General features: G+C 34.6%; 18 protein-coding genes. 11 read left to right on the forward strand and 7 right to left on the reverse strand.

Annotated features, from left to right (window positions below):
* Positions 1-332 precede the first annotated feature (332 nt).
* A complete protein-coding gene (locus RMO83_RS12070; RefSeq protein ID WP_310559949.1) occupies positions 333-1,580 on the reverse strand; it encodes an ABC transporter permease in 1,248 nt (415 codons plus the stop codon).
* Positions 1,581-1,744: 164 nt separating this feature from the next.
* Between RMO83_RS12070 and purH the strand changes: the two genes are divergently transcribed.
* From purH to rodA, 6 genes are read left to right on the forward strand one after another with little or no spacing between them, the layout of a single operon-like run.
* Positions 1,745-3,304, forward strand: coding sequence for a bifunctional phosphoribosylaminoimidazolecarboxamide formyltransferase/IMP cyclohydrolase (gene purH, locus RMO83_RS12075; RefSeq protein ID WP_310559950.1), 1,560 nt, complete (start codon positions 1,745-1,747; stop codon positions 3,302-3,304).
* Between the two features lie 54 nt (positions 3,305-3,358).
* Positions 3,359-4,387 carry a rod shape-determining protein gene (locus tag RMO83_RS12080; RefSeq protein WP_143389689.1) on the forward strand — a complete coding sequence of 343 codons (1,029 nt, stop codon included), beginning with the start codon at positions 3,359-3,361 and terminating at the stop codon, positions 4,385-4,387.
* Positions 4,388-4,445: 58 nt separating this feature from the next.
* Positions 4,446-5,273 (forward strand): rod shape-determining protein MreC, encoded by an 828-nt coding sequence (mreC, locus tag RMO83_RS12085; RefSeq protein WP_310559951.1) that lies wholly within the window; start codon positions 4,446-4,448, stop codon positions 5,271-5,273.
* The gene (locus RMO83_RS12090) at positions 5,266-5,772 is read left to right on the forward strand and encodes a rod shape-determining protein MreD (protein ID WP_310559952.1); all 507 of its coding nucleotides are present in this window, start codon (positions 5,266-5,268) and stop codon (positions 5,770-5,772) included. Before mreC ends, RMO83_RS12090 begins: the two co-directional genes overlap by 8 nt.
* Entirely contained in the window at positions 5,769-7,706 is a 1,938-nt protein-coding gene (mrdA, locus tag RMO83_RS12095; RefSeq protein ID WP_310559953.1) for a penicillin-binding protein 2, read from the forward strand. The genes RMO83_RS12090 and mrdA overlap by 4 nt, the downstream gene beginning before the upstream one ends.
* Before the next feature lie 6 nt (positions 7,707-7,712).
* A complete protein-coding gene (gene rodA / locus RMO83_RS12100; protein ID WP_310559954.1) occupies positions 7,713-8,948 on the forward strand; it encodes a rod shape-determining protein RodA in 1,236 nt (411 codons plus the stop codon).
* A gap of 360 nt (positions 8,949-9,308) precedes the next feature.
* Here the strand turns inward: rodA and RMO83_RS12105 are convergent, their stop codons facing one another.
* A complete protein-coding gene (locus RMO83_RS12105; protein WP_310559955.1) occupies positions 9,309-11,573 on the reverse strand; it encodes a carboxy terminal-processing peptidase in 2,265 nt (754 codons plus the stop codon).
* 181 nt (positions 11,574-11,754) lie between these two features.
* Here RMO83_RS12105 and surE point away from each other — a divergent pair, with 181 nt between their 5' ends.
* Positions 11,755-12,534, forward strand: coding sequence for a 5'/3'-nucleotidase SurE (surE, locus tag RMO83_RS12110; RefSeq protein WP_310559956.1), 780 nt, complete (start codon positions 11,755-11,757; stop codon positions 12,532-12,534).
* Positions 12,527-12,799 (forward strand): hypothetical protein, encoded by a 273-nt coding sequence (locus tag RMO83_RS12115; protein ID WP_310559957.1) that lies wholly within the window; start codon positions 12,527-12,529, stop codon positions 12,797-12,799. The genes surE and RMO83_RS12115 overlap by 8 nt, the downstream gene beginning before the upstream one ends.
* A 118-nt stretch (positions 12,800-12,917) precedes the next feature.
* Here RMO83_RS12115 and RMO83_RS12120 read toward each other — a convergent pair whose 3' ends face one another.
* The 4 genes from RMO83_RS12120 to RMO83_RS12135 form a co-directional block, all read right to left on the reverse strand.
* Positions 12,918-15,314, reverse strand: a complete 2,397-nt coding sequence (locus RMO83_RS12120; RefSeq protein WP_310559958.1) for a ribonucleoside-diphosphate reductase subunit alpha — start codon at positions 15,312-15,314, stop codon at positions 12,918-12,920.
* Positions 15,315-15,533: 219 nt separating this feature from the next.
* Positions 15,534-16,511: a ribonucleotide-diphosphate reductase subunit beta gene (locus RMO83_RS12125; RefSeq protein WP_310559959.1), complete on the reverse strand. Its 978-nt coding sequence runs from the start codon at positions 16,509-16,511 to the stop codon at positions 15,534-15,536.
* Positions 16,512-16,771: 260 nt separating this feature from the next.
* Positions 16,772-17,338 carry a DUF3109 family protein gene (locus RMO83_RS12130; RefSeq protein ID WP_310559960.1) on the reverse strand — a complete coding sequence of 189 codons (567 nt, stop codon included), beginning with the start codon at positions 17,336-17,338 and terminating at the stop codon, positions 16,772-16,774.
* A gap of 1 nt (position 17,339) precedes the next feature.
* Positions 17,340-18,947: a T9SS type A sorting domain-containing protein gene (locus tag RMO83_RS12135; protein ID WP_310559961.1), complete on the reverse strand. Its 1,608-nt coding sequence runs from the start codon at positions 18,945-18,947 to the stop codon at positions 17,340-17,342.
* Positions 18,948-19,084: 137 nt separating this feature from the next.
* Between RMO83_RS12135 and RMO83_RS12140 the strand changes: the two genes are divergently transcribed.
* The 3 genes from RMO83_RS12140 to RMO83_RS12150 are packed head-to-tail and all read left to right on the forward strand — an operon-like array spanning position 19,085 to position 20,526.
* Positions 19,085-19,660: a MarC family protein gene (locus tag RMO83_RS12140; protein WP_310559962.1), complete on the forward strand. Its 576-nt coding sequence runs from the start codon at positions 19,085-19,087 to the stop codon at positions 19,658-19,660.
* A gap of 53 nt (positions 19,661-19,713) precedes the next feature.
* Positions 19,714-19,917 (forward strand): hypothetical protein, encoded by a 204-nt coding sequence (locus RMO83_RS12145; protein ID WP_310559963.1) that lies wholly within the window; start codon positions 19,714-19,716, stop codon positions 19,915-19,917.
* The gene (locus RMO83_RS12150; RefSeq protein ID WP_310559964.1) at positions 19,918-20,526 is read left to right on the forward strand and encodes an FAD-dependent oxidoreductase; all 609 of its coding nucleotides are present in this window, start codon (positions 19,918-19,920) and stop codon (positions 20,524-20,526) included.
* 25 nt (positions 20,527-20,551) lie between these two features.
* On the opposite strand, the gene RMO83_RS12155 is transcribed toward RMO83_RS12150, so the two are convergent.
* The gene (locus RMO83_RS12155; RefSeq protein WP_310559965.1) at positions 20,552-21,379 is read right to left on the reverse strand and encodes an alpha/beta hydrolase; all 828 of its coding nucleotides are present in this window, start codon (positions 21,377-21,379) and stop codon (positions 20,552-20,554) included.
* Positions 21,380-21,385 lie beyond the last annotated feature (6 nt).

A 21,385-nucleotide genomic window follows, 5' to 3' on the forward strand; every position in this document is an offset into this window, starting at 1 on the left:
GTACAATTTTAAGCTCCGATTCAACCAAATCAAGGAACAAATTGTTTTTTGGCTTAATTATTTGTTCAACTTCTATCCTGAAAATAATATTCCTATTTTTGTGGAAATTAAAAATAGCTCTTTTTAAGGGTTGACTAGTTATGGTATGTTTATTTATTCTCACTATTTGTCTGGCTGTAGGCGTCTGAATCAATTTGCTCTTATACTTTGAGACGCTTTCAGCGTGACAAATAGAATCAAAGATTAGTCAAAGGAAAAAAAGATGTATAAGATTGTTTTTTCCTCCCATAGACTTGATGCTACCTGAACACTCAAAAACTGAACACTGAACACTACATTCCCGTTCTAATCGCTTCAACAGGATCTAAATTAGAAGCAGCAATTGCAGGAAGAATTCCTGATATTAAACCAATAATGGCGGCAAGTCCAGTTCCTAAAAGAATATTACCCATTCCTAAAATAAATTCAAACTCTAATGTTTTAGTTAGAATCATAGCTATAATCCAAACCAAAAACAACCCTATAATCCCCCCTATTACCGAAAGAATAATCGCTTCAAACAAGAATTGAAACAAAATAAATCGGTTTTTGGCACCAAGAGATTTTTGGATTCCAATTAGATTGGTTCTTTCTTTAACAGAAACAAACATAATATTGGCAATTCCAAAACCGCCGACAAGCAACGAAAATCCACTAATAACCCATCCAACCATATTCATTTGAGAAATAATTCCATCGATAAAATCAGTAAATCCTGAGAAAACATTGATGAAGAAATTATCAATTTCTCCTGATTTTACGCCACGAAAAGCGCGAAGTTTTTGGGAGATTTCAGCTTTATAGGCATCCATATCGACTCCTTTTTCGGGCTTGAAAATGATTACATTAATCAATCCCTTATTATTGTCACCAAATCTTTGTCGAACAAAATTGACAGGAATAAAGGCAGAGCTGTCATTGTTGTCAAACATTCCTGCACCTTGTTTTTTCAAAACTCCTATAACCGTAAACCGTTGCCCATACATTCTGATTTTTTTACCAATGGGTTCTGCGTCTTCAAACAAAGATTTTGCAATATCATTACCAATAACAGCAACTGGAGCTGCAGAATTAGCTTCTGACTCAGTATAAAATCTTCCTTCCTCAAATTCTAGTCCTTGTATATCGATAAACTCGTGCGAAACGGGTACTACATTAACATCAGTTACGGTATTTGATCCATATTTAATCGATTCACTTTTGGTAAATATTTGGTAACCCATCTGATCTGTATTGGTCATTGCACCTTTCATATAAAGGTATTCATCGTATTTTACATTCGGGAATTGTTCTCTCTTCCACATTGGAATTTCCGAAGGGCCAAAAGACATTTTCATTAAATAAATGGTGTTTTTATCTAAAGAACTCAAATCCTTGGTGATTTTTCTGTCCAATGAATCAACGGCAGCAAGCACGGCTATAATTGAAAAAATCCCAATGGTAACACCGAGTAAAGACAGTAAAGTACGCAGTTTGTTGTTTCGTAAAGCATTCATAGCAAAACGGAAACTCTCAGATAATAATCGAAAATAAACTAGCATAAAACGGTGTTTAATGTTATTGTAAAATTCCAAAAATTTTATTCATAATCCTAATGGAAAATCAACAACTCATAGGTGTCGTTTTTTAAAATATTGTTACAGAAATACATTTGAATTTTATCTTCAAAAAAACTACTTTTGCAGCACAAATCTTTAACTACGCGATGAGCACAACAAAAACAACCCGAGGGCAAAGCCCGAACGGAGCAAAGCTAATTCAATCCGCATTAATTTCCGTATTTTCAAAGGAGGGTTTGGAACCCATAATTAAGAAATTAAACGGGCAAAATGTAATCTTTTATTCAACTGGTGGAACAGAAGAATTTATCAAAAGTCTAGGCATTCCAGTAGTTCCTGTTGAAGATGTTACCTCTTATCCATCAATTCTTGGCGGAAGAGTAAAAACCTTGCACCCAAAAGTTTTTGGAGGAATTTTGAATCGTCAAGACAACGAAAGCGATGTGCAACAAATGAAGGAATACGATATTCCTCAAATTGATTTAGTTATTGTTGACTTGTATCCTTTCGAAAAAACGGTTGCTTCTTGCGCTAGTGAAAGTGATATTATCGAAAAAATAGATATTGGTGGTATTTCGTTAATTCGTGCTGCCGCAAAAAACTTCAAGGATACGGTAATCGTTCCTTCGGTAAATGAATATAGTTTGCTTTTGGATTTGATTAGCAAACAAAATGGCGCAACAACATTGGAAAACAGAAAACTTTTTGCTACAAAAGCATTTCACGTTTCTTCTCATTACGATACTGCAATTTTCAATTATTTCAATAGTGACGAAACTATTTTCAAAACCAGTATTGCTGACGGTCAAATTTTGAGATACGGAGAAAATCCACATCAAAAAGGATTTTTCTTTGGGGATTTTGATGCCATGTTTAATAAAGTTCACGGAAAAGAATTGTCCTATAATAATTTATTGGATGTTGATGCAGCAGTAAATTTGATTAATGAATTCAAAAATGACGGACCGACGTTTGCCATTTTGAAACACAATAACGCTTGCGGATTATCAACAAGACCAACCATTAGCGAAGCCTACAATGTAGCTTTGGCTTGCGATCCTACTTCTGCTTTTGGCGGTGTTTTGATTGCTAATTCAAAAATTGATGTAGCAACAGCTATAGAAATCAACAAGTTATTCTGCGAAGTGGTAATCGCTCCAAGTTATGACGAAGCTGCCCTTGCTATTTTACAAGAAAAGAAAAACAGAATCATCTTGATTCAAAACGAAGTAGCTTTACCACAAAAACAAGTGCGAACTTGCCTGAACGGAATTTTGGTTCAAGAAAGAAACAACATCACAGATACTAAAGAAGACTTAAAAACCGTTACGACTACAGCACCAACCGCACAAGAAGTAGCCGATTTGATTTTTGCTTCTAAAGTGTGTAAAAACACCAAATCGAACACGATTGTATTTGCAAAAAACGGCACTTTGATTTCTTCTGGAACAGGACAAACCTCAAGAGTAGATGCCTTGTTGCAAGCAATTGAAAAAGCGAAAACTTTTGGATTTAGCCTAAAAGGAGCATCGATGGCAAGTGACGCTTTTTTCCCTTTTCCAGACTGTGTTGAAATTGCAAAGAATGCTGGAATAACAGCCGTAATTCAGCCTGGAGGATCCATAAAAGATCAATTAAGTATTGATTATTGTAACGAAAATAAAGTTGCAATGGTATTTACAGGAACGCGTCATTTCAAGCATTAATTTGTTTAGCTTTGTACATTATTTTTTTATAAATTTTTATACCCTAATAAACGTATGGGATTTTTTGATTTCATGACCGAGGATATTGCGATAGACCTTGGTACCGCAAACACTTTAATCATTCACAATGATAAAGTTGTTATTGATAGCCCTTCGATTGTTGCTCGTGATAGAGTGTCAGGAAAAATCATTGCTGTTGGTAAAGAAGCCAACATGATGCAAGGGAAAACTCATGAAAACATTAAAACGATAAGACCATTGAAAGATGGTGTAATTGCTGATTTTGATGCTTCCGAAAAAATGATAAGCATGCTTATAAAAAGCATTCCCGCTTTGAAAAAAAGAATGTTTACTCCAGCTTTAAGAATGGTGGTTTGTATCCCTTCTGGAATTACTGAAGTGGAAATGAGAGCGGTAAAAGAATCGTGTGAACGCGTAAATGGTAAAGAAGTCTATTTGATTCACGAACCTATGGCAGCAGCAATTGGTATTGGAATTGACATTATGCAGCCTAAAGGAAACATGATTGTAGATATAGGTGGTGGAACAACAGAAATTGCCGTAATCGCTTTGGGTGGAATTGTTTGCGACAAATCGGTTAAAATTGCGGGTGACGTTTTCACCAATGACATCGTGTATTATATGCGTACTCAACACAACCTTTTTGTTGGAGAAAGTACTGCCGAAAAAATAAAAATTCAAGTGGGTGCCGCTATCGAAGATTTAGAAACTCCCCCAGAAGATATGTCTGTTCAAGGACGAGACTTATTGACGGGGAAGCCAAAACAAGTGTCGGTTTCTTACCGAGAAATTGCAAAAGCATTAGACAAATCGATTCAACGAGTGGAAGATGCTGTTATGGAAACTTTATCTCAAACCCCACCAGAATTGGCGGCGGATATTTACAACACTGGTATTTATCTTGCTGGTGGAGGATCGATGTTGAGAGGTCTTGACAAAAGAATTTCACAAAAGACAGATTTACCTGTTTATATCGCCGAAGATCCTTTAAGAGCTGTGGTTCGAGGAACAGGAATGGCGCTTAAAAATCTTGCTCGATTTAAAAGCGTTTTAATAAAATAAAAAATGTTAGTTTAGGGTGACTAGTTTAAATTTTCAACATACATTATACCGCTAAGAAATGCAGCAAATATTTAATTTTATTTATAAAAACAGTAATCGTTTGCTGTTTTTGCTGCTTTTAGGCATTTCACTTTCACTTTCAATTCAATCCCATTCCTATCATCGAAGTAAGATGATTAGTTCTGCAAATTTTGTAAGTGGTACTGTGTATGAAAAAATAAATAATGTCCGTGAATATTTTAATTTAAGAACTCAAAACGATGCGCTTGCTCAAGAAAATGCCAAGTTAAGAAGCCTACTTTTCAATACCAAAGACACCTCTGCAATTCCAAAACTAGACAGCCTGAAAGGAATAAAACCTGATGACATTATCGTTTCGAAAGTAATTCACAATACGTTTAACACTCACGAAAATTATTTAACTATAAATTCCGGCAGTTTTCAAGGAGTGAAATCCGACATGGGAGTCATCAACAGTTTAGGGATTGTTGGGATAATTGACAATACTTCGAGCAATTATTCGACTGTGATAAGTATTTTAAATATTAAATCTCAAATCAATGCCAAACTTAAAAAATCAAATCATTTTGGTTCTTTGGGATGGGACGGTAAAAGCACTGGATTTGTACAATTGACGGATGTGCCGAGATTAGCAAGTATACGAAAGGGAGACACTATTGTAACGGGTGGGCAATCAGTAATATTTCCAGAGAATATCAATATCGGAACAATTGATAGAATAAAAATAGACAATCAAACCCATTATTATACCATAGAGGTTAAATTATTTAATGATATGACTAATTTGGGTCACGTTTATATCATCAAAAGTAAAAGCCGAGACGAAATTATCAATTTAGAAAAAAAGGAAGAAAAAGATGAATAGTACTTTATTCGTAAATATTTTTCGTTTTATACTGCTATTGGCTGTTCAAATTATTATTTTCAATAATATGAACTTTTTGGGCTACATCAGTCCTTATCCTTATATTCTTTTTATTATTTTATACCCAGTAAACGGCAACAAATCAGGACTAGTAGCAGCAAGTTTTTTTCTTGGGCTTTGTATGGATATGTTCAGTAACTCTGGAGGATTTCATACAGCTGCTTGTGTAATTTTGGCTTATTATAGACCGTATCTTTTTAAATTTGCGTTTGGTTTAAGCTACGAATACCAAACCATAAAACTCAATGATGTTTTAACGCCCGAAAGATTTACTTTTATATTGTTATCAGTACTAATACACCATATAATTCTTTTTGCTTTAGAAGCGTTTAAATTCATCTTAATCTTAGACATTTTACTTCGAACTGTATTGAGTTCTGTCTTTACTTTAATCATTTGCATTATTATAATATATCTTACTAAGCCAAATAGACGATGAGAAAAGTGTTGCTTCCTACAATGATTATTATTGCAGCTTCTTTACTGTTATTGCGCCTTTTTTACTTACAAGTTATCAACGATTCCTTCAAATTGAAGTCAGATAATAATGCCATAAAAATTCAGTATGACTATCCTGAAAGAGGGTATATTTACGATCGAAATGGGAAATTGATGGTTGCTAACCAGCCATCTTATGATATTATGGTTATTCCTAGAGATGTAAAAAATTTAGATACCATTGAGTTTTGCCAATTATTAGCTATTACTCCAGCCGATTTTATTACTAAAATAGCCAAAGCTAAAGTCTATAGTCCACGATTACCTTCCTTATTTTTGGCGCAATTGAATAAAAGTGAATTTGCTGCATTTCAGGAAAAAATCCGAAAATTTGAAGGTTTTTATTTTCAAAAACGTTCCTTGAGAGATTATCAAGTCAATTTTGGGGCCAACGTTTTTGGGGGTATCACACAAGTCAACGATAAATTGATTGAGAAAAACCCCTATTATAACAGTGGTGATTTAATTGGAAAACAAGGTGTTGAAGAAAGTTATGAAGAAACTTTACGCGGTATTAAAGGCGTGAAATACATTCAAAAAGACAAATACAATCGCGAAATCGGTTCGTTCAAAGAAGGAAAATACGATACGATTGCCGTGCAAGGAGAAGACATCAATCTTACGATTGATATGGAACTTCAAAAATATGGAGAGGAATTAATGATTAATAAAAGGGGCGGAATCGTTGCTATTGAACCCAAAACGGGGGAAATATTAGCTTTAGTAACGGCGCCAAATTATGATCCAGCAATTTTAGTAGGACGTCAGCGTTCTAAAAATTATACTTTGTTGTATCGCGATTCTATTGCAAAACCACTTTATGACAGGGGACTCTTGGCAGAATATCCTCCTGGTTCCCCCTTTAAAATATTGACTGGACTAGTAGGCCTTCAAGAAAATATAATAGATACTCATACTACATTTATGTGTAATCACGGTTTTGCTTACGCTCCTGGACGATTCCAGAGATGCCATTGCGGTGGCGGTTCTCGTGATCTTAATATTGGAGTGTATAAATCCTGTAATGCCTATTTTTCTAATGTTTATTTGCGAACCATTGGTAAGTATAAAAACACTCCTTATGCAGTAGATGTTTGGAGTAATCACGTAAAAAGTTTTGGACTTGGTCAATTTATGGGCTATGATTTGCCAACAGGAAAGAAAGGAAAAATTCCCAATTCAAAAACCTATAAAAAAATATATCCTGGTTGGGGATATAGCGGTAAAACGATTATTTCCAATGCTATTGGTCAAGGAGAAGTATTATTGACTCCTATTCAATTGGCCAATATGATGGCTACTGTCGCTAACGAAGGCTATTATTACACGCCTCATATCATCAAAAAAATTGAAGGTGAAAAAATAGATAAAAAATACACTACTAAACACGTTACAACAATAGACAAAAGTCATTTTAAACCTATGATTAATGGGTTGTTTGATGTTTACAATTTTGGGACTGCCGCTGGTTTACGAGTGGACGGAATTGAGATTTGTGGAAAAACAGGAACCGCCGAGAACTTTGCGAAAATAAATGGAAAAAGAACTCAGCTAGAAGACCACTCGATTTTTGTTGCTTTTGCACCAAAAGATAATCCGAAAATTGCGATTGCTATTCTAGTCGAAAATGGAGGATTTGGTTCCGTAATTGCTGGGCCAATTGCCAGTTTAATGATTGAGAAGTACCTTAGAGGAAAAATTACAAGAACCGACTTAGAAAAAAGAACTTTGGAAAGAAGTTTGCAAGACAGATATGCCAAGTTAGGTGGGCTTTCAGACGTGGTTAAAAAAGAAATGAGAATAAAGGATTCTATAACGAAAAGCAAAATACCAGTACCAAAAGTAAAAATTGATACTACTAAAAAAATTAATTAGTACCCAATGAAAAATCAAAGTTTAACCAACAACATCGACTGGATATGCATTGCAATTTACATTGTATTAGTGCTAATGGGTTGGTTGAACATTTATTCCTCCTCGTTATCATCTATGGAAGGAACTGCAGAAAAGCAATTTTTATTTATACTACTAACCATCCCACTAATTTTTATTGTTCTTTATGTTGACGGAAAGTTCTATGAAAAATATTCTAGTGTAATTTATGGAATTTCATTATTGTCATTGTTAGGTTTGTTTGCCTTCGGGAAAACCATTGCTGGTCAGCGTTGCTGGTATGGTTTCGGAAGTTTTACACTTCAGCCCTCAGAGTTCGCCAAAGCAGCAACAGCACTAGCATTGGCAAAATACTTGAGTGATTCACAAATCAATTTAAAAGATGTCAATCGCCAAATTCAAGCATTGGCGATCGTATTTTTGCCAGTAATGCTCATTTTACCTCAACCTGATCCTGGAAGCGCACTGATTTACACTATATTTTTAATTGTTTTATATCGTGAAGGCTTGCCAGCATGGTATTTATGGACTGGATTTTGCGCCATATTATTATTTGTATTCACACTTGTTTTAGAACCTCAATATGTTATTCTACTAGCGTTAGCAACCATAGCATTTATTCATTTTAAGTCTAGGTTGGGCGATAGAAATATTGTGTTTAGCAGCATTCTTTTTGCATTAGTTTCTGGTTTTGTTCTGTCCGTAAATTATGTCTTTACGCACGTTTTCAAGCAACATCACCGCGATCGATTTAATATTTTGCTTGGGAAATCAGTCGATATGAAAGGCATTGGATACAATACCAATCAATCTGAAATTGCTATTGGCTCTGGTGGATGGTTTGGAAAAGGCTTTCTTGAAGGCACACAAACTAAAGGAGGATTTGTACCTGAGCAACACACCGATTATATTTTTACCACAGTTGGCGAAGAATGGGGTTTCTTAGGCTCTCTTCTTGTAGTTGCACTATTTGTTGGTTTATTTCTTAGAATAATTTACCTCGCTGAAAGACAAAAAACAAAATTTAGCCGTGTATATGGCTATTGTGTGGCAGCTATTTTATTCATCCACTTTTTTGTAAATATCGCTATGGTTTTGGGTATTTTTCCAACGATTGGAGTGCCATTACCTTTCTTTTCGTACGGTGGTTCAGGACTTTGGGGTTTCACCATTTTGCTGTTTATTTTTATAAAAATGGACGCCAATAAAGTGAATGAGTGGTAGCCTTTGAAGATGATCCCAAGGCTTACAATCACTTCTGTCTCCAAACTGTTTTCAGTTTTTATCTTTCAATTCGATAACAGTCAATTGGGTCATTTTTCGAAATTATGCAAAATCGTTTGCGGCCAAAATAAACATTTATACAGCTGATTAAAAGTCAAAAATTGTAATTTAGCACAAAATAAAAAACGCTACAGCTATTCACGAAGAATTTCTGTAGCGTTTTAGATGTAAAAGAAGTTATAATTTATACCGATTATGTATTCAATATAGTCCAATAAAACTGGACTATTTTCATACTATATCGGCATTATACAAATTCTCTTTGGACTATTTTAAAAATGTGGTTGGTATTATTTACTACTATGATTTAACCAATTTTTTATTTTTTAAAGCTTCCGAAACACTTTTTTTAACTACTGGTTTGGCTTGCAAATCATCTAGTATATTCAAGGCTTCTTCTACGTAAATATCTTTAGTTAAACTTTCGTGCCATCTTTCTCTTTTTTCTTTAAGAGAAGCGTCTGTTTTCATAGCTTCAGCTTCCAAAGGCAATGAAGAAAATTTTAAATGATAATTATAATCTACAATTGATTTGTATTTTTTATTGGTTTCTTCAATGGCTTTCTGATTCTTTTTGAATTCCTCTAATTTTAAACTATAATCATATTCTTTACTTCTTTGGTCAATCCATTTGGCATTTTCTTCAATTAATTTGAATTGGTGATTTTGAGCGATTCTGTTTTTACTATCCGCAATGGCTTTATTAAATTTTGCGTTGTTAGTCCAAATAGTGTATTGTGCAGCGTCTATTTTATCCCAAGGCATTGCATTATCCACATCGCGTTCTCCCATTTTTAAATAGGCATATCTATCTGGCATAACAACATCACTACTTACGCCTTCCAATTGGGTTGAACCTCCATTTATTCGATAAAATTTTTGCGTAGTTGTTTTTAATGCACCTAAATCACCTTTATCGCTACTTCGTACAAACTGATTCAAATCAATCACATTTTGAACGGTTCCTTTTCCATAGGTTTGTTTGCTTCCAATGATAATTCCTCTTTTATAATCCTGAATGGCTGCCGCTAAAATCTCAGAGGCCGAAGCCGAAAAGCTATTGACCATAATCACTAATGGTCCGTCCCATTCGATTTTTTTATCTTTATCAAACAGCACTTCTTTTTGTCTTCCGGCCGATTTAATTTGAACAATTGGCCCTTGCTCGATAAATAATCCCGCAATATCTACTACAGTCGAAAGAGAACCTCCACCATCATCACGTACGTCAAGCACAATTCCGTTGACGCCTGCTTTTTTCAAAGATTCTACCTCAGCGGCAACATCTTTTCCAGCATCACGGCCGTCTTTGTTTTCAAAATCAATATAGAATTTTGGCAAATAAATTACGCCATATTTTACCCCATTTCGTTCTACAACACTCGATTTGGCATAGGTTTCTTCTATTTCTACAATGTCCCTAATAATGGATATTGTTTTAATGGAACCATCTACTTTTTTCACAGTCAAACGAACTTCAGAACCTTTGGCTCCTTTGATTTTTTTGACAACATCATTTAATCTCATCCCGACAATGTCAACAGGTTCTTTGTTTCCTTGAGCCACTTTAATTATGACATCTCCTGATTCGAGCTGTTTTCCTCTCCAAGCTGGACCTCCAGAAATAAGTTCTGTGATTTCGGTAAAGTCGTTTTTCTTTTGAAGACGAGCACCAATGCCTTCGAATTTGCCGCTAATGCTTACATCAAAGCTCTCTTTCTGTTCAGGTGGGAAATAATTAGTATGAGGATCGAATCTAGCAGTTATGGCATTAATATAGATAGAAAACCATTCGTCTCTAGTTAATTCTTCCATAAATCCAAAATATTCGTCTAATGATTTCAACGAACTTTCTCGAGTAATTTTCTCTAATTCTTCGAGAGATTTTGGTTTGTCGTCTATAGATTTGTCGTTTTGTGATTTTTCTAAACCACTAACAAATTCGCCAGGTTTTAGTTCCTCATCAGCCTTTTTGACATCATTTTCAACAATTCCTTTTTCTTTATTTTCTTGTATTTTTAATCGGTCAGTCAAAGATGAAAGTGTAGATAACTTAATTTGTTTTCGCCATCTTTCTTTTAACTCTTGCGCATTTTTTGCGTAAGGAGCTTTTTCGTAATCTGTATTGAATGTTTCATCAACAGAATAATTGAAACGTGTACTTAAAATATTTTTGTAATATTCTTTTCCTTCGCCCATTCTTTTCATTAGGCGATTGTAAGTAAGGTTAAAAAAAGTTAGGTCTTTGTTCAGTAATTGATCATCAAGAAGTGTTTCGTATTTCGAAAATTCGTCGATATCCGATTGCAAGAAAAACCGCTTGGATGGATCTAAGCCTTCAAGATAATCTTTATAAATTCCTTTGGAAAAAGTGTCATCGATTTTAGCCGGATTATAATGGCCTTTTTCAATAACAAAGGTCAATAATTCCAATAGCATTTTGTCTTTTTCTGGGTCAGCACTCTTAAATGAATTAATTTTGAATGCAAATAATGTCACCGAAAGTAACACTACAGCTATGAGGATTTTATAATTTCTTTTCATAAAGTTGATAATTGTATCCATAAATATTTAAAATTCAAATTACGGTAAAAACTGTGCCAACAAAAACAAAATGGTCTATAAATTTTTGTTAAAGATATAAAATTGTTAATTTTTTTTAGTTGAAGTCACGTAAGAGATTAATTTTGTTTCTTTGTTTACAAACAAGACCGACATTCATTGCAAAATAATAAAAAAATCAATCGTGAAAAAAGATAGCCCTTTAATTTTAGTTACTAATGATGATGGAATTTCGGCGCCAGGAATTCGTGCGTTGATTTCCGTTATGGCCGAAATTGGGACCGTGGTCGTTGTCGCTCCTGACAGTCCTCAGAGTGCCACAGGTCATTCGATTACCATAAACAATACTTTGTTTATCAATAAAATTTCTAAGGAAAAGGATGTTATTCAAGAATACAGCACTTCCGGAACTCCTGTAGATTGTGTCAAATTAGCTACTAACGAAATCCTGAAAAGAAAACCAGATTTGTGTGTTTCGGGTATCAATCACGGTTCTAATTCTTCTATAAATGTCATTTATTCTGGAACGATGAGTGCCGCTGTTGAAGCTGGAATCGAAGGAATTCCTGCTATTGGTTTTTCGCTTTTGGATTATGATTGGAATGCAAATTTTGAACCAATTAAATCATTTATTAAGACCATAACCTTAGAAGTTTTAGAAAAAGGACTTCCTGAAAGTGTGGTTTTGAATGTAAATTTCCCCAAATTAGAAGAAAAAGATATCAAAGGAATAAAAATTTGTCGTCAGGCGAAAGCGCTTTGGAAAGAAAAATTCGATAAACGAAAAACACCTCAGGGCAGAGATTATTACTGGCTCACAGGAGAATTTGTAAACGAAGATCAAGGCGAAGATACGGATGAATGGGCTCTTGCCAATGGCTATATTTCAGTAGTTCCTGTTCAATTTGATTTAACTGCACATCACGCAATACAACAACTCAACAATTTTGAATGGAATGGATAAAAAGCATATATTAATTGGTTTTGCAATAGGAATAGTAACTTGCGTTTTTGGGATTTTTCTCTTCATCACTTTTTTTACAGATTTCGATTTTTTGATTGGAATTCAAAGCATGAAATCGGATGGAAAATTGGGAAAATTAATTACTTTGGGAGCAATTCTTGATTTGGTTGCTTTTGGTGTTTTGCTAAAAATGAATAAGGAATTTATGGCTCGTGGGGTGGTTTTGGCAGTAATTTGCATTGCTATTTTTACGATCTTAGCGTAAATCTTGAATAAAAAATCGTTTGCATAAATGGTCTGTCAATTTATCGTGAAGTTATTTTAATTACAAAACAGTTACCAAAATGATAACTGTTTCAAATCTAAGATATTTTTTTTCTAAATTAACTTCCACACATTTCGCAATCGTCCGGCCCAGCATTTTTTGCCATTTCGATCATTGCTCTGTATTCTTCGGCAGTCATTTCTACACTATTGGCTGCTACTTCAACAACAGGAAGTGGCTCCGCTTTTTTGTCATTATTCAAAGTGAATTTTATAGCATCAACTGCTGATTTTGTTCTCAAATAATACATTCCAGTTTTTAATCCAGATTGCCAAGCATAGAAGTGCATCGAAGTCAATTTAGAGTAATTGGCGTTTTGCATAAACAAGTTCAATGATTGCGATTGATCTACAAAATAACCACGATGACGGGACATATCAATAATATCTTTCATTGACATTTCCCAAACGGTTTTGTACAATTCCTTCAAGTCTTGCGGAATTTCCAAGTCCTGAACTGAACCATTATTGCGCATCAACTCTTGCTTCAAGGTTTCGTTCCAAAGGCCACGTTCTACCAAATCATTCAATAAATGTTTGTTGACTACAATAAATTCTCCCGACAAAACGCGTCTGGTGTAAATATTAGAAGTGTAAGGTTCAAACGCTTCGTTGTTTCCTAAAATTTGTGAAGTCGAAGCGGTTGGCATTGGCGCCACTAACAATGAGTTTCTAACCCCATTTTTCATAACTTCTTTTCTTAGCGAGGACCAATCCCAACGACCAGAAAGTTCTTCGTCTTTCATTCCCCAAAGGTTGTGTTGAAATTCTCCTTGAGATATTGGCGAACCTTTAAAGGTAGAATAAGGTCCTTCTTCTTTTGCCATTTCCATCGAAGCGGTTACTGCTGCGAAATATAAGGTTTCAAAAATTTCCTGATTTAATTTTTTGGCTTCGTCACTCGTAAAAGGCAACCGCAACATAATAAAAGCATCAGCGAGACCTTGTACACCTAGACCAATTGGACGATGACGCATATTGGAATTTTCGGCTTCAATTACAGGATAATAATTTCGGTCGATAACTTTGTTTAAGTTTCTCGTTACTCTTTTGGTCACTGTAAACAACAATTCGTGATTGAATTTGTTGTTTTCTACAAACATTGGCAACGAAAGGGAAGCCAAATTACAAACAGCAATTTCGTCACTTGATGTATATTCCATAATCTCGGTGCACAAATTCGATGAACGAATGGTGCCTAGATTTTTCTGATTCGATTTTCGGTTTGCTGCATCTTTGTACAACATATAAGGCGTTCCAGTTTCAATTTGCGATTCTAGAATTTTCTCCCACAATTCGTGCGCTTTGATGGTTTTTCTTCCTTTGCCCGCTTTTTCGTAATCGGTGTACATTTTTTCAAATTCTTCGCCGTGAACGTCATACAAACCAGGACATTCGTTAGGACACATTAGCGTCCAATCGCCATTTTCTTGTACTCTTTTCATAAACAAATCCGAAGTCCACATTGCAAAAAATAAATCTCTGGCGCGCATTTCTTCTTTTCCAGTATTTTTTTTCAAATCCAAGAATTCGAAAATATCAGCGTGCCAAGTTTCGATGTAAATCGCAAAACTTCCTTTACGTTTTCCACCTCCTTGATCCACATAACGAGCCGTATCATTGAAAACTCTCAACATCGGTACAATTCCGTTTGAAGTTCCGTTGGTGCCTCGTATATAAGAACCCGTTGCACGAACGTTATGAATTGAAAGTCCAACTCCACCAGCTGATTGCGATATTTTTGCGGTGTTTTTTAAGGTATCGTAAATTCCGTCAATGCTGTCGTCTTTCATAGCAAGAAGGAAACAAGAAGACATTTGGGGTTTTGGAGTTCCAGCATTGAATAAGGTTGGCGTGGCGTGAGTAAAGAATTTTTTCGACATTAAGTCGTAGGTTTCTATCACCGATTCCAAATCACCTAAGTGAATTCCAACCGAAACACGCATCAACATATGTTGCGGACGCTCTACGATTTTCCCATTTATTCTCAACAAATACGAGCGTTCCAAAGTTTTGAAACCAAAATAATCGTAGTTAAAATCTCTGTTGTATATAATGTGCGAATCTAAAAATTCAGCGTTGGCCATAATCACTTTATGCACTTCTTCGGAAAGTAATGGCGCTTCAAGATTTGTTCTAGGATTTACATAATGATACATTTCGTTCATCGTTTCCGAGAAAGATTTTTTGGTATTGGAATGTAAATTCGAAATCGCAATTCGAGCTGCAAGTTGAGCATAATCAGGATGTGCAATGGTCATAGAAGCAGCAGTTTCGGCAGCAAGATTGTCTAATTCTGAGGTTGAAACACCATCGTACAATCCTTCTATCACTCGCATCGCCACCTTTACTGGTTCGACTAAACCATTAAGTCCGTAACATAGTTTTTTAATTCTATCCGTGATCTTGTCAAACATTACAGGCTCTTTGTGGCCATCTCTTTTTACTACGTACATAATTTTTCTTTTTTGTGAAATAGACAATCCCTTCTCTATTTCGGGGTATTTGTGATTGATTTTGGGAAGCTAATCCCGGTGTTTAATGTGTTTTTTGCCACTATGAAATAAAGCTGCAAAGTTTTTTTGCGTAGGCATTTGTAGCTAAATTTTAGCTTCATTTCGGATTTGGGCTGTTTTTTTATTTTCTTAGTGGCTTAGTGCCTTCGTGGCAATCATTTAAAAATCGGCATCGAAGCTAATTTTTTGAGCATCAATATCTGTATTCATAACTCCTGATTTTTGATATTCGCCTACTTTCTTTTCAAAGAAGTTGGTTTTTCCTTGAAGCGAAATCATATCCATAAAATCAAAAGGGTTTGCGGTGTTGTATTCTCTTTTACAACCCAATTCTACCAATAATCTGTCGGTTACAAACTCTAAATATTGAGTCATTAAAACCGCGTTCATTCCAATCAAACTAACAGGAATCGATTCTGTAATAAATTCTCTTTCGATATCTAGAGCTTCAACGATAATTTCTCGGATTCGTGCTTTTGAAACTTTATGTTTTAAATGATGATTGTGTAAATGCACAGCAAAATCACAATGAACACCTTCGTCACGAGAAATTAATTCATTCGAAAAGGTTAAACCTGGCATCAAACCGCGTTTTTTCAACCAAAAAATAGAACAAAAACTTCCTGAGAAGAAAATACCTTCAACGGCTGCAAAAGCGATTAATCTTTCGGCAAACGAATCCGATTCAATCCACTTCAAAGCCCATTGGGCTTTCTTTTGGATGGCTGGAAATCTCTCGATAGCATTGAATAATTCGTCTTTCTCAGCTTCGTCTTTCACATAAGTGTCAATCAATAATGAATACGTTTCGCTATGAATGTTTTCCATCATGATTTGGAAACCATAAAAGAATTTTGCTTCTGCATATTGCACTTCGTTGACAAAATTTTGAGCTAAATTCTCGTTTACAATTCCATCTGAAGCGGCAAAAAAGGCAAGAATATGTTTTACAAAATACTTTTCGTCCTCACTTAATTTGTTGTTCCAATCATTTAAATCTTGAGCCAAATCAATTTCTTCGGCAGTCCAAATACTGGCCTCTGTTTTTTTGTAAAACTCCCATATATCGTGGTGTTTGATAGGAAAAATCACAAATCGATTTTTATTTTCTTGTAAGATTGGTTCAAGTATTGCCATTGTTATTTTTGTTTTTGTGAAATTTTAACGAAATATTATACTTTTCGTAGACCACAAAGATTGTGAATTCTGACGGTTTTAAAAAGTCAAACTTATTCACAATCGGGAAGAGTTTTTAACAAAAGGAAGTGATTTCAATATTTTTCATACAAATTATAATACATTGAAATTCAGTGCTATAAAAATTAAAAAACAGCCTTAGATACTGTAAAATATAGGATTTATTTATTTATGAAATTGAAAAAATTTTTTTTTTGAAGTTATTTTTTTAATTCACTGGCGACTTTTTCGAGTTCTAAATACCAGCCCTCTCCAAATCTTCTAATGAGTGCTTCTTTAACAAATTTATAAATTGGGACTTCGAGTGCTGCACCTAAAGAACAGGCGTCATCGCAAATTTCCCATTTATCATAATTCACAGCGAAAAATTCGGTGAAATCTTTGACACGAATAGGGTATAAGTGGCAAGAAACGGGTTTTTTGAACAGCACTTCACCTTGATTATACGCTTGTTCGATCCCGCAAAGTGCTGTTTTGCCATCATAAATGACGTAAGCGCAATCCTTATTATCAATTAAAGGGGTTTCGAGATCGCCATCGGTGCCTTTTGTCCAAGTGCCTTGGGCTTCGATGGCCGCAATGCCTTCTTTGCGTAGAAATGGTTTAATTTTTGGATAGATTTCTTCTAAAATCTTTGTTTCGGCTTCGTTTAATGGTGCTCCAGCATCGCCACCAACGCAGCAAGCGCCTTTGCAGGCGGATAAGTTGCAAACAAATTCTTTTTCGAGAATGTCTTCTGAGACAATCGTTTTTCCTAGTTGAAACATTTTATTGGTGTGAAACAGTAATTTTGTGAGTAGATTTTTGATTATTAAAATCCGACAAATTTACTATATATATTCCCGCTGGAAGTTTATCTACAGCAATTTTTGTAATGTTTTGCGCATTTTCTTTTTTTACTAAAACACCATTCATATTATAAACTGTCGCTTCTATGATAGGAGCGGAAAATGAGTTAATGTTTATAAATGATTTGGCAGGATTTGGATACATTGTAACGTTATCAATTTTGTTAAAATTGGAAGTGCTTAAATTGTTCAAAGAATAAACAAGTCCTATCGTTGACGGATTTTGTCCTCCTGAGGAATAATAGCCAATGATTTTATTTGGCAAACCGTTAATTTCATTTATTTGTAAATTTCGAACATATTGGGCATCTAGCAAAACATCCCCATTCTCATTGATTACTCTGCTGGAGATTTCAGAACCTTCAGCAAGAAGTCCTGTTTGGTATGAATATGAAAATTCAATTAGAGCATCTGTATTTACTTTAGTTTCTGAAAGATAATTTATCGAATTAACTCCAGCGTAAACATCCGTAAGATTGATCGTTTTCCATAGCGTGTGATTGCTGTTGTATATTTTTAATTGTTTATTCAAAGGTTTGAAATCCGTAAAATATTTTTCATCACTATTTTCTAATTTAATTCTTGACACCGAGCTTTCATAAGTTTTTTCCAAAGTAAGAGAAGGTAAATTGTAAATGTTTGTATTATACATATAGAAATCAATCGGTAGTTCAACAACAAGTTTATCAGCAAGTCCTTTTATTGTATTTATCACCAGTTTTTGTGAATTAGGCACGGTTAAAAGTTCTAGGTTATTTTCATTGATAATTTTGGATGAATAAGTAATATGGCTATTAACTGTTTCTTGTATCGTATAACCAATTTCTAAAAGTGCATCAGGTTTAATTTTAGTTTCTGAAACAAAATCAATATCAGTATAAATGGCATTAGTTGGTTTTTGCAAATTCACGGTTTTCCATAGACTGTGATTGGCATTGTAAATTTTAGCATTGTTATTTGTTTTATCGAGTGAATAATATTTTTCACCAGAATTTTCTAGTTTAATTCTTTTTATATTTCCATCAGAATAATTGTTTTCTAAAGTAAGTTGGGGGATTGAATACACTTTACTAATGACATTCTTTATAGTATTTTCTGTAATCAATTTATCGGGAAGCCCATCAATTTCACTCAACGAGGCTCCATAAGCATTAGGAATTGTCAATAAAGTGGTTCCATTTTCGGAAATAATTTTAGTTTCATAAGAAAAAGAGCTCTCATTGTAATATCCAAAAATGATTTCTAAATTGGCATCTGGATTTATTTTAGCTTCCGATACGTGAAAGACGTTGGTTATGGTAAATGGATTTGGTATCGGAGCTGGCAACACGATGGTTTTCCATAAAGTGTGGTCGCTGTTGTAAAAAATCAACTCATTCGTAGCTCGTTTTAATTCATAATATTTCTCTCCAGAATATTCAAGTTTAATTCTAGTGACAGCACTGTTGTTATAGATATGTTCTAATGTTATTTGTGCAAAGGAGTTGAAAACGATAAAAAATAGAAGAAAGTGTAGAGTTGTTTTCATATGTAAATTTTTGCTAAATATACAATTAAATGCAAAACAATAATATTAATTGATTGTTAACAGAACCATAAATACAACGTCAAATTTATGTTTAACACTTTGAATGTATTACTTTTGCGCCATAAATTATATCGAATATGGAATTAGATTTTAAAGAAATAGCAACAGTAGCAATGGTGCTTTTTGCCGTTATTGATATCGTGGGAACTGTTCCTATTGTAGTAGATTTGAGAGCTAAACACGGTCATATTGAATCAGAGAAAGCATCGCTTGTAGCTGGAATGATTATGATTGTTTTTCTTTTTATTGGAGAAGAATTTTTAAGTTTAATTGGCATCGACGTTCATTCTTTTGCAGTTGCTGGTTCGTTTGTCTTGTTCTTTTTGGCACTTGAAATGATTTTAGGAATTCGCATTTACCGTGATGAAGCTTCAAGTTCAGCTTCAATTGTCCCAATTGCTTTTCCGTTAATTGCAGGAGCAGGAACGATGACTACATTATTGTCTTTGAAAGCGCAGTACCAAACTGTAAATATTCTTATCGCCATAGTTTTGAATATTATCGTGGTGTACATCGTATTGAAATCGTCGGCAAAAATCGAAAAAATGTTAGGAAAAAATGGTTTGGGAGTCATCAGAAAAGCTTTTGGAGTGGTTCTTTTGGCTATAGCTGTTAAATTATTTGCTGGTAATGTTAAAGATTTGTTCCTGTAAATTAAATTTTTATAAATTTACCCATCATTTTACAATAACATAAAATTTAAAAGATGAAACTTTTCACTAACATATTGGTCGTTTTGGCAATTGGGCTAATTATTTTTAATATTAGTTTACTTGACTTCAAACATCCTCTAGAGGGAAACAGCATGATTGCTTTTATTGGAATTGCTGCGTCTTTTTGTGCTATTTTGATTCTATTGATATTTAGAATGTCAAAAAGCATTGAAGAAAAAATGAACGATAAATTTTAAATGTTCGATTTGTTAATTATTGGCGGTGGCGTTTCTGGAATTTCTTGCGCTTTAGTTTTAGGTTCAGCCAAAAACAAACCTTTTGTAACCGAAAAGACCATTGGAATTATTGCTCATCAGAAGAATTCTAATCTACAAGAAGCAGTTATTAATAATGCCTACGGAATTCCTGCTGGAAAATTGGGAACCGATTTACTAGCTGAGAGTATTCAGCATTTATCAGAAAGCTATCCTCATATTGTCCAGATTCCCAATGAGAAAGTCCTTAAAATCGAAGGCGAATGTCCCGAATTTACAATTACTACGAATAAAAATACTTATAAATCAAAAATGATTGTGCTAGCGATTGGAGCAGCCAATACTTTTGCCATCGAAGGGTTGATGCAATACGTTGAACCGAATAAAAAAACACCTGTCGAAAAACAAAGAATTCAGCTCAAAAATGCTGATTATATTGTGGTTGAAGCAATTTATGTTATTGGTACTCTCGCTGGTTTAAGAAGTCAGGTTTCAATTGCTGCAGGAAGCGGAGCTGCTGTTGCAACGGATATTCTTACGTCATGGAATGGTGGAATTCCGACACAATCACACGATAGTATCAAGAAATAATCTTAAAAAAATACATTTCATTTTTTTATTTTCTCTCCAAGATTTCCTTTTTTATTACGTTAACCTCTTTTATCAGTAATGGAAAAGCGGGCTCAACCATAGATCCGTGATCAAAACCTTCTAATTTAAAAATTGTAGTACGCTTGTGGCCTGCAAGTTTCATCATTCGCCACATATAGGCATTTTCTTCATAACGTCCCAGCAGTTCCATTTCAGGATCTCCAGTGATAAGCACCAAAGGCGGTGCGTCTGAACGAACAAAATAAAGTGGTGCATATTCGTCAATCAATGGTTGTGTTTCTTTAATTCCCATTTCTTTACGAATGGTAAAATGGGTGATGGTTTGTCCACTAAAAGAGATATTCCCAGCGATACGATTGGCGTCAATTTCATATTTGGCCAAATATTTTTTGTTGAGTCCCACCATCATTGTTAAATAGGCTCCTGCAGAATGTCCCGACAAAAAAATCAAATCAGTTCTGCCACCATAATTCTCAATATGCTGAAATGTCCAAGCAATTGCTGCTGCGGCATCTTCTATGCAAAGAGCAGCTTTTACTTTCGGCGAAAGCCGGTACTCGACTCCAACAACTGCAAAGCCCTTTTCTAACAAGGCTTGTGGAATTTCTTTGGTGCCACCCGTAAGTCCGCCACCGTGAAACCAAATAATTGTCGCAAAGTTTTTAGAATTTCTGGGATAATAAATATCTAAAGAACATTGAGAATCTGTGTATTTATCACTTTTGTTAACCGTGTCAGGGTAATAATGTATGGCTTTCTCGATAGTATATTGCTGTTGGGCACTGACAGAAAATGAAGTGGTCAATAACAATAAAAATATAATTTTTTTCATCCTTTT

Origin of the sequence: Flavobacterium sp., from assembly GCF_031423415.1 — a bacterium.
Lineage (GTDB): Bacteria > Bacteroidota > Bacteroidia > Flavobacteriales > Flavobacteriaceae > Flavobacterium.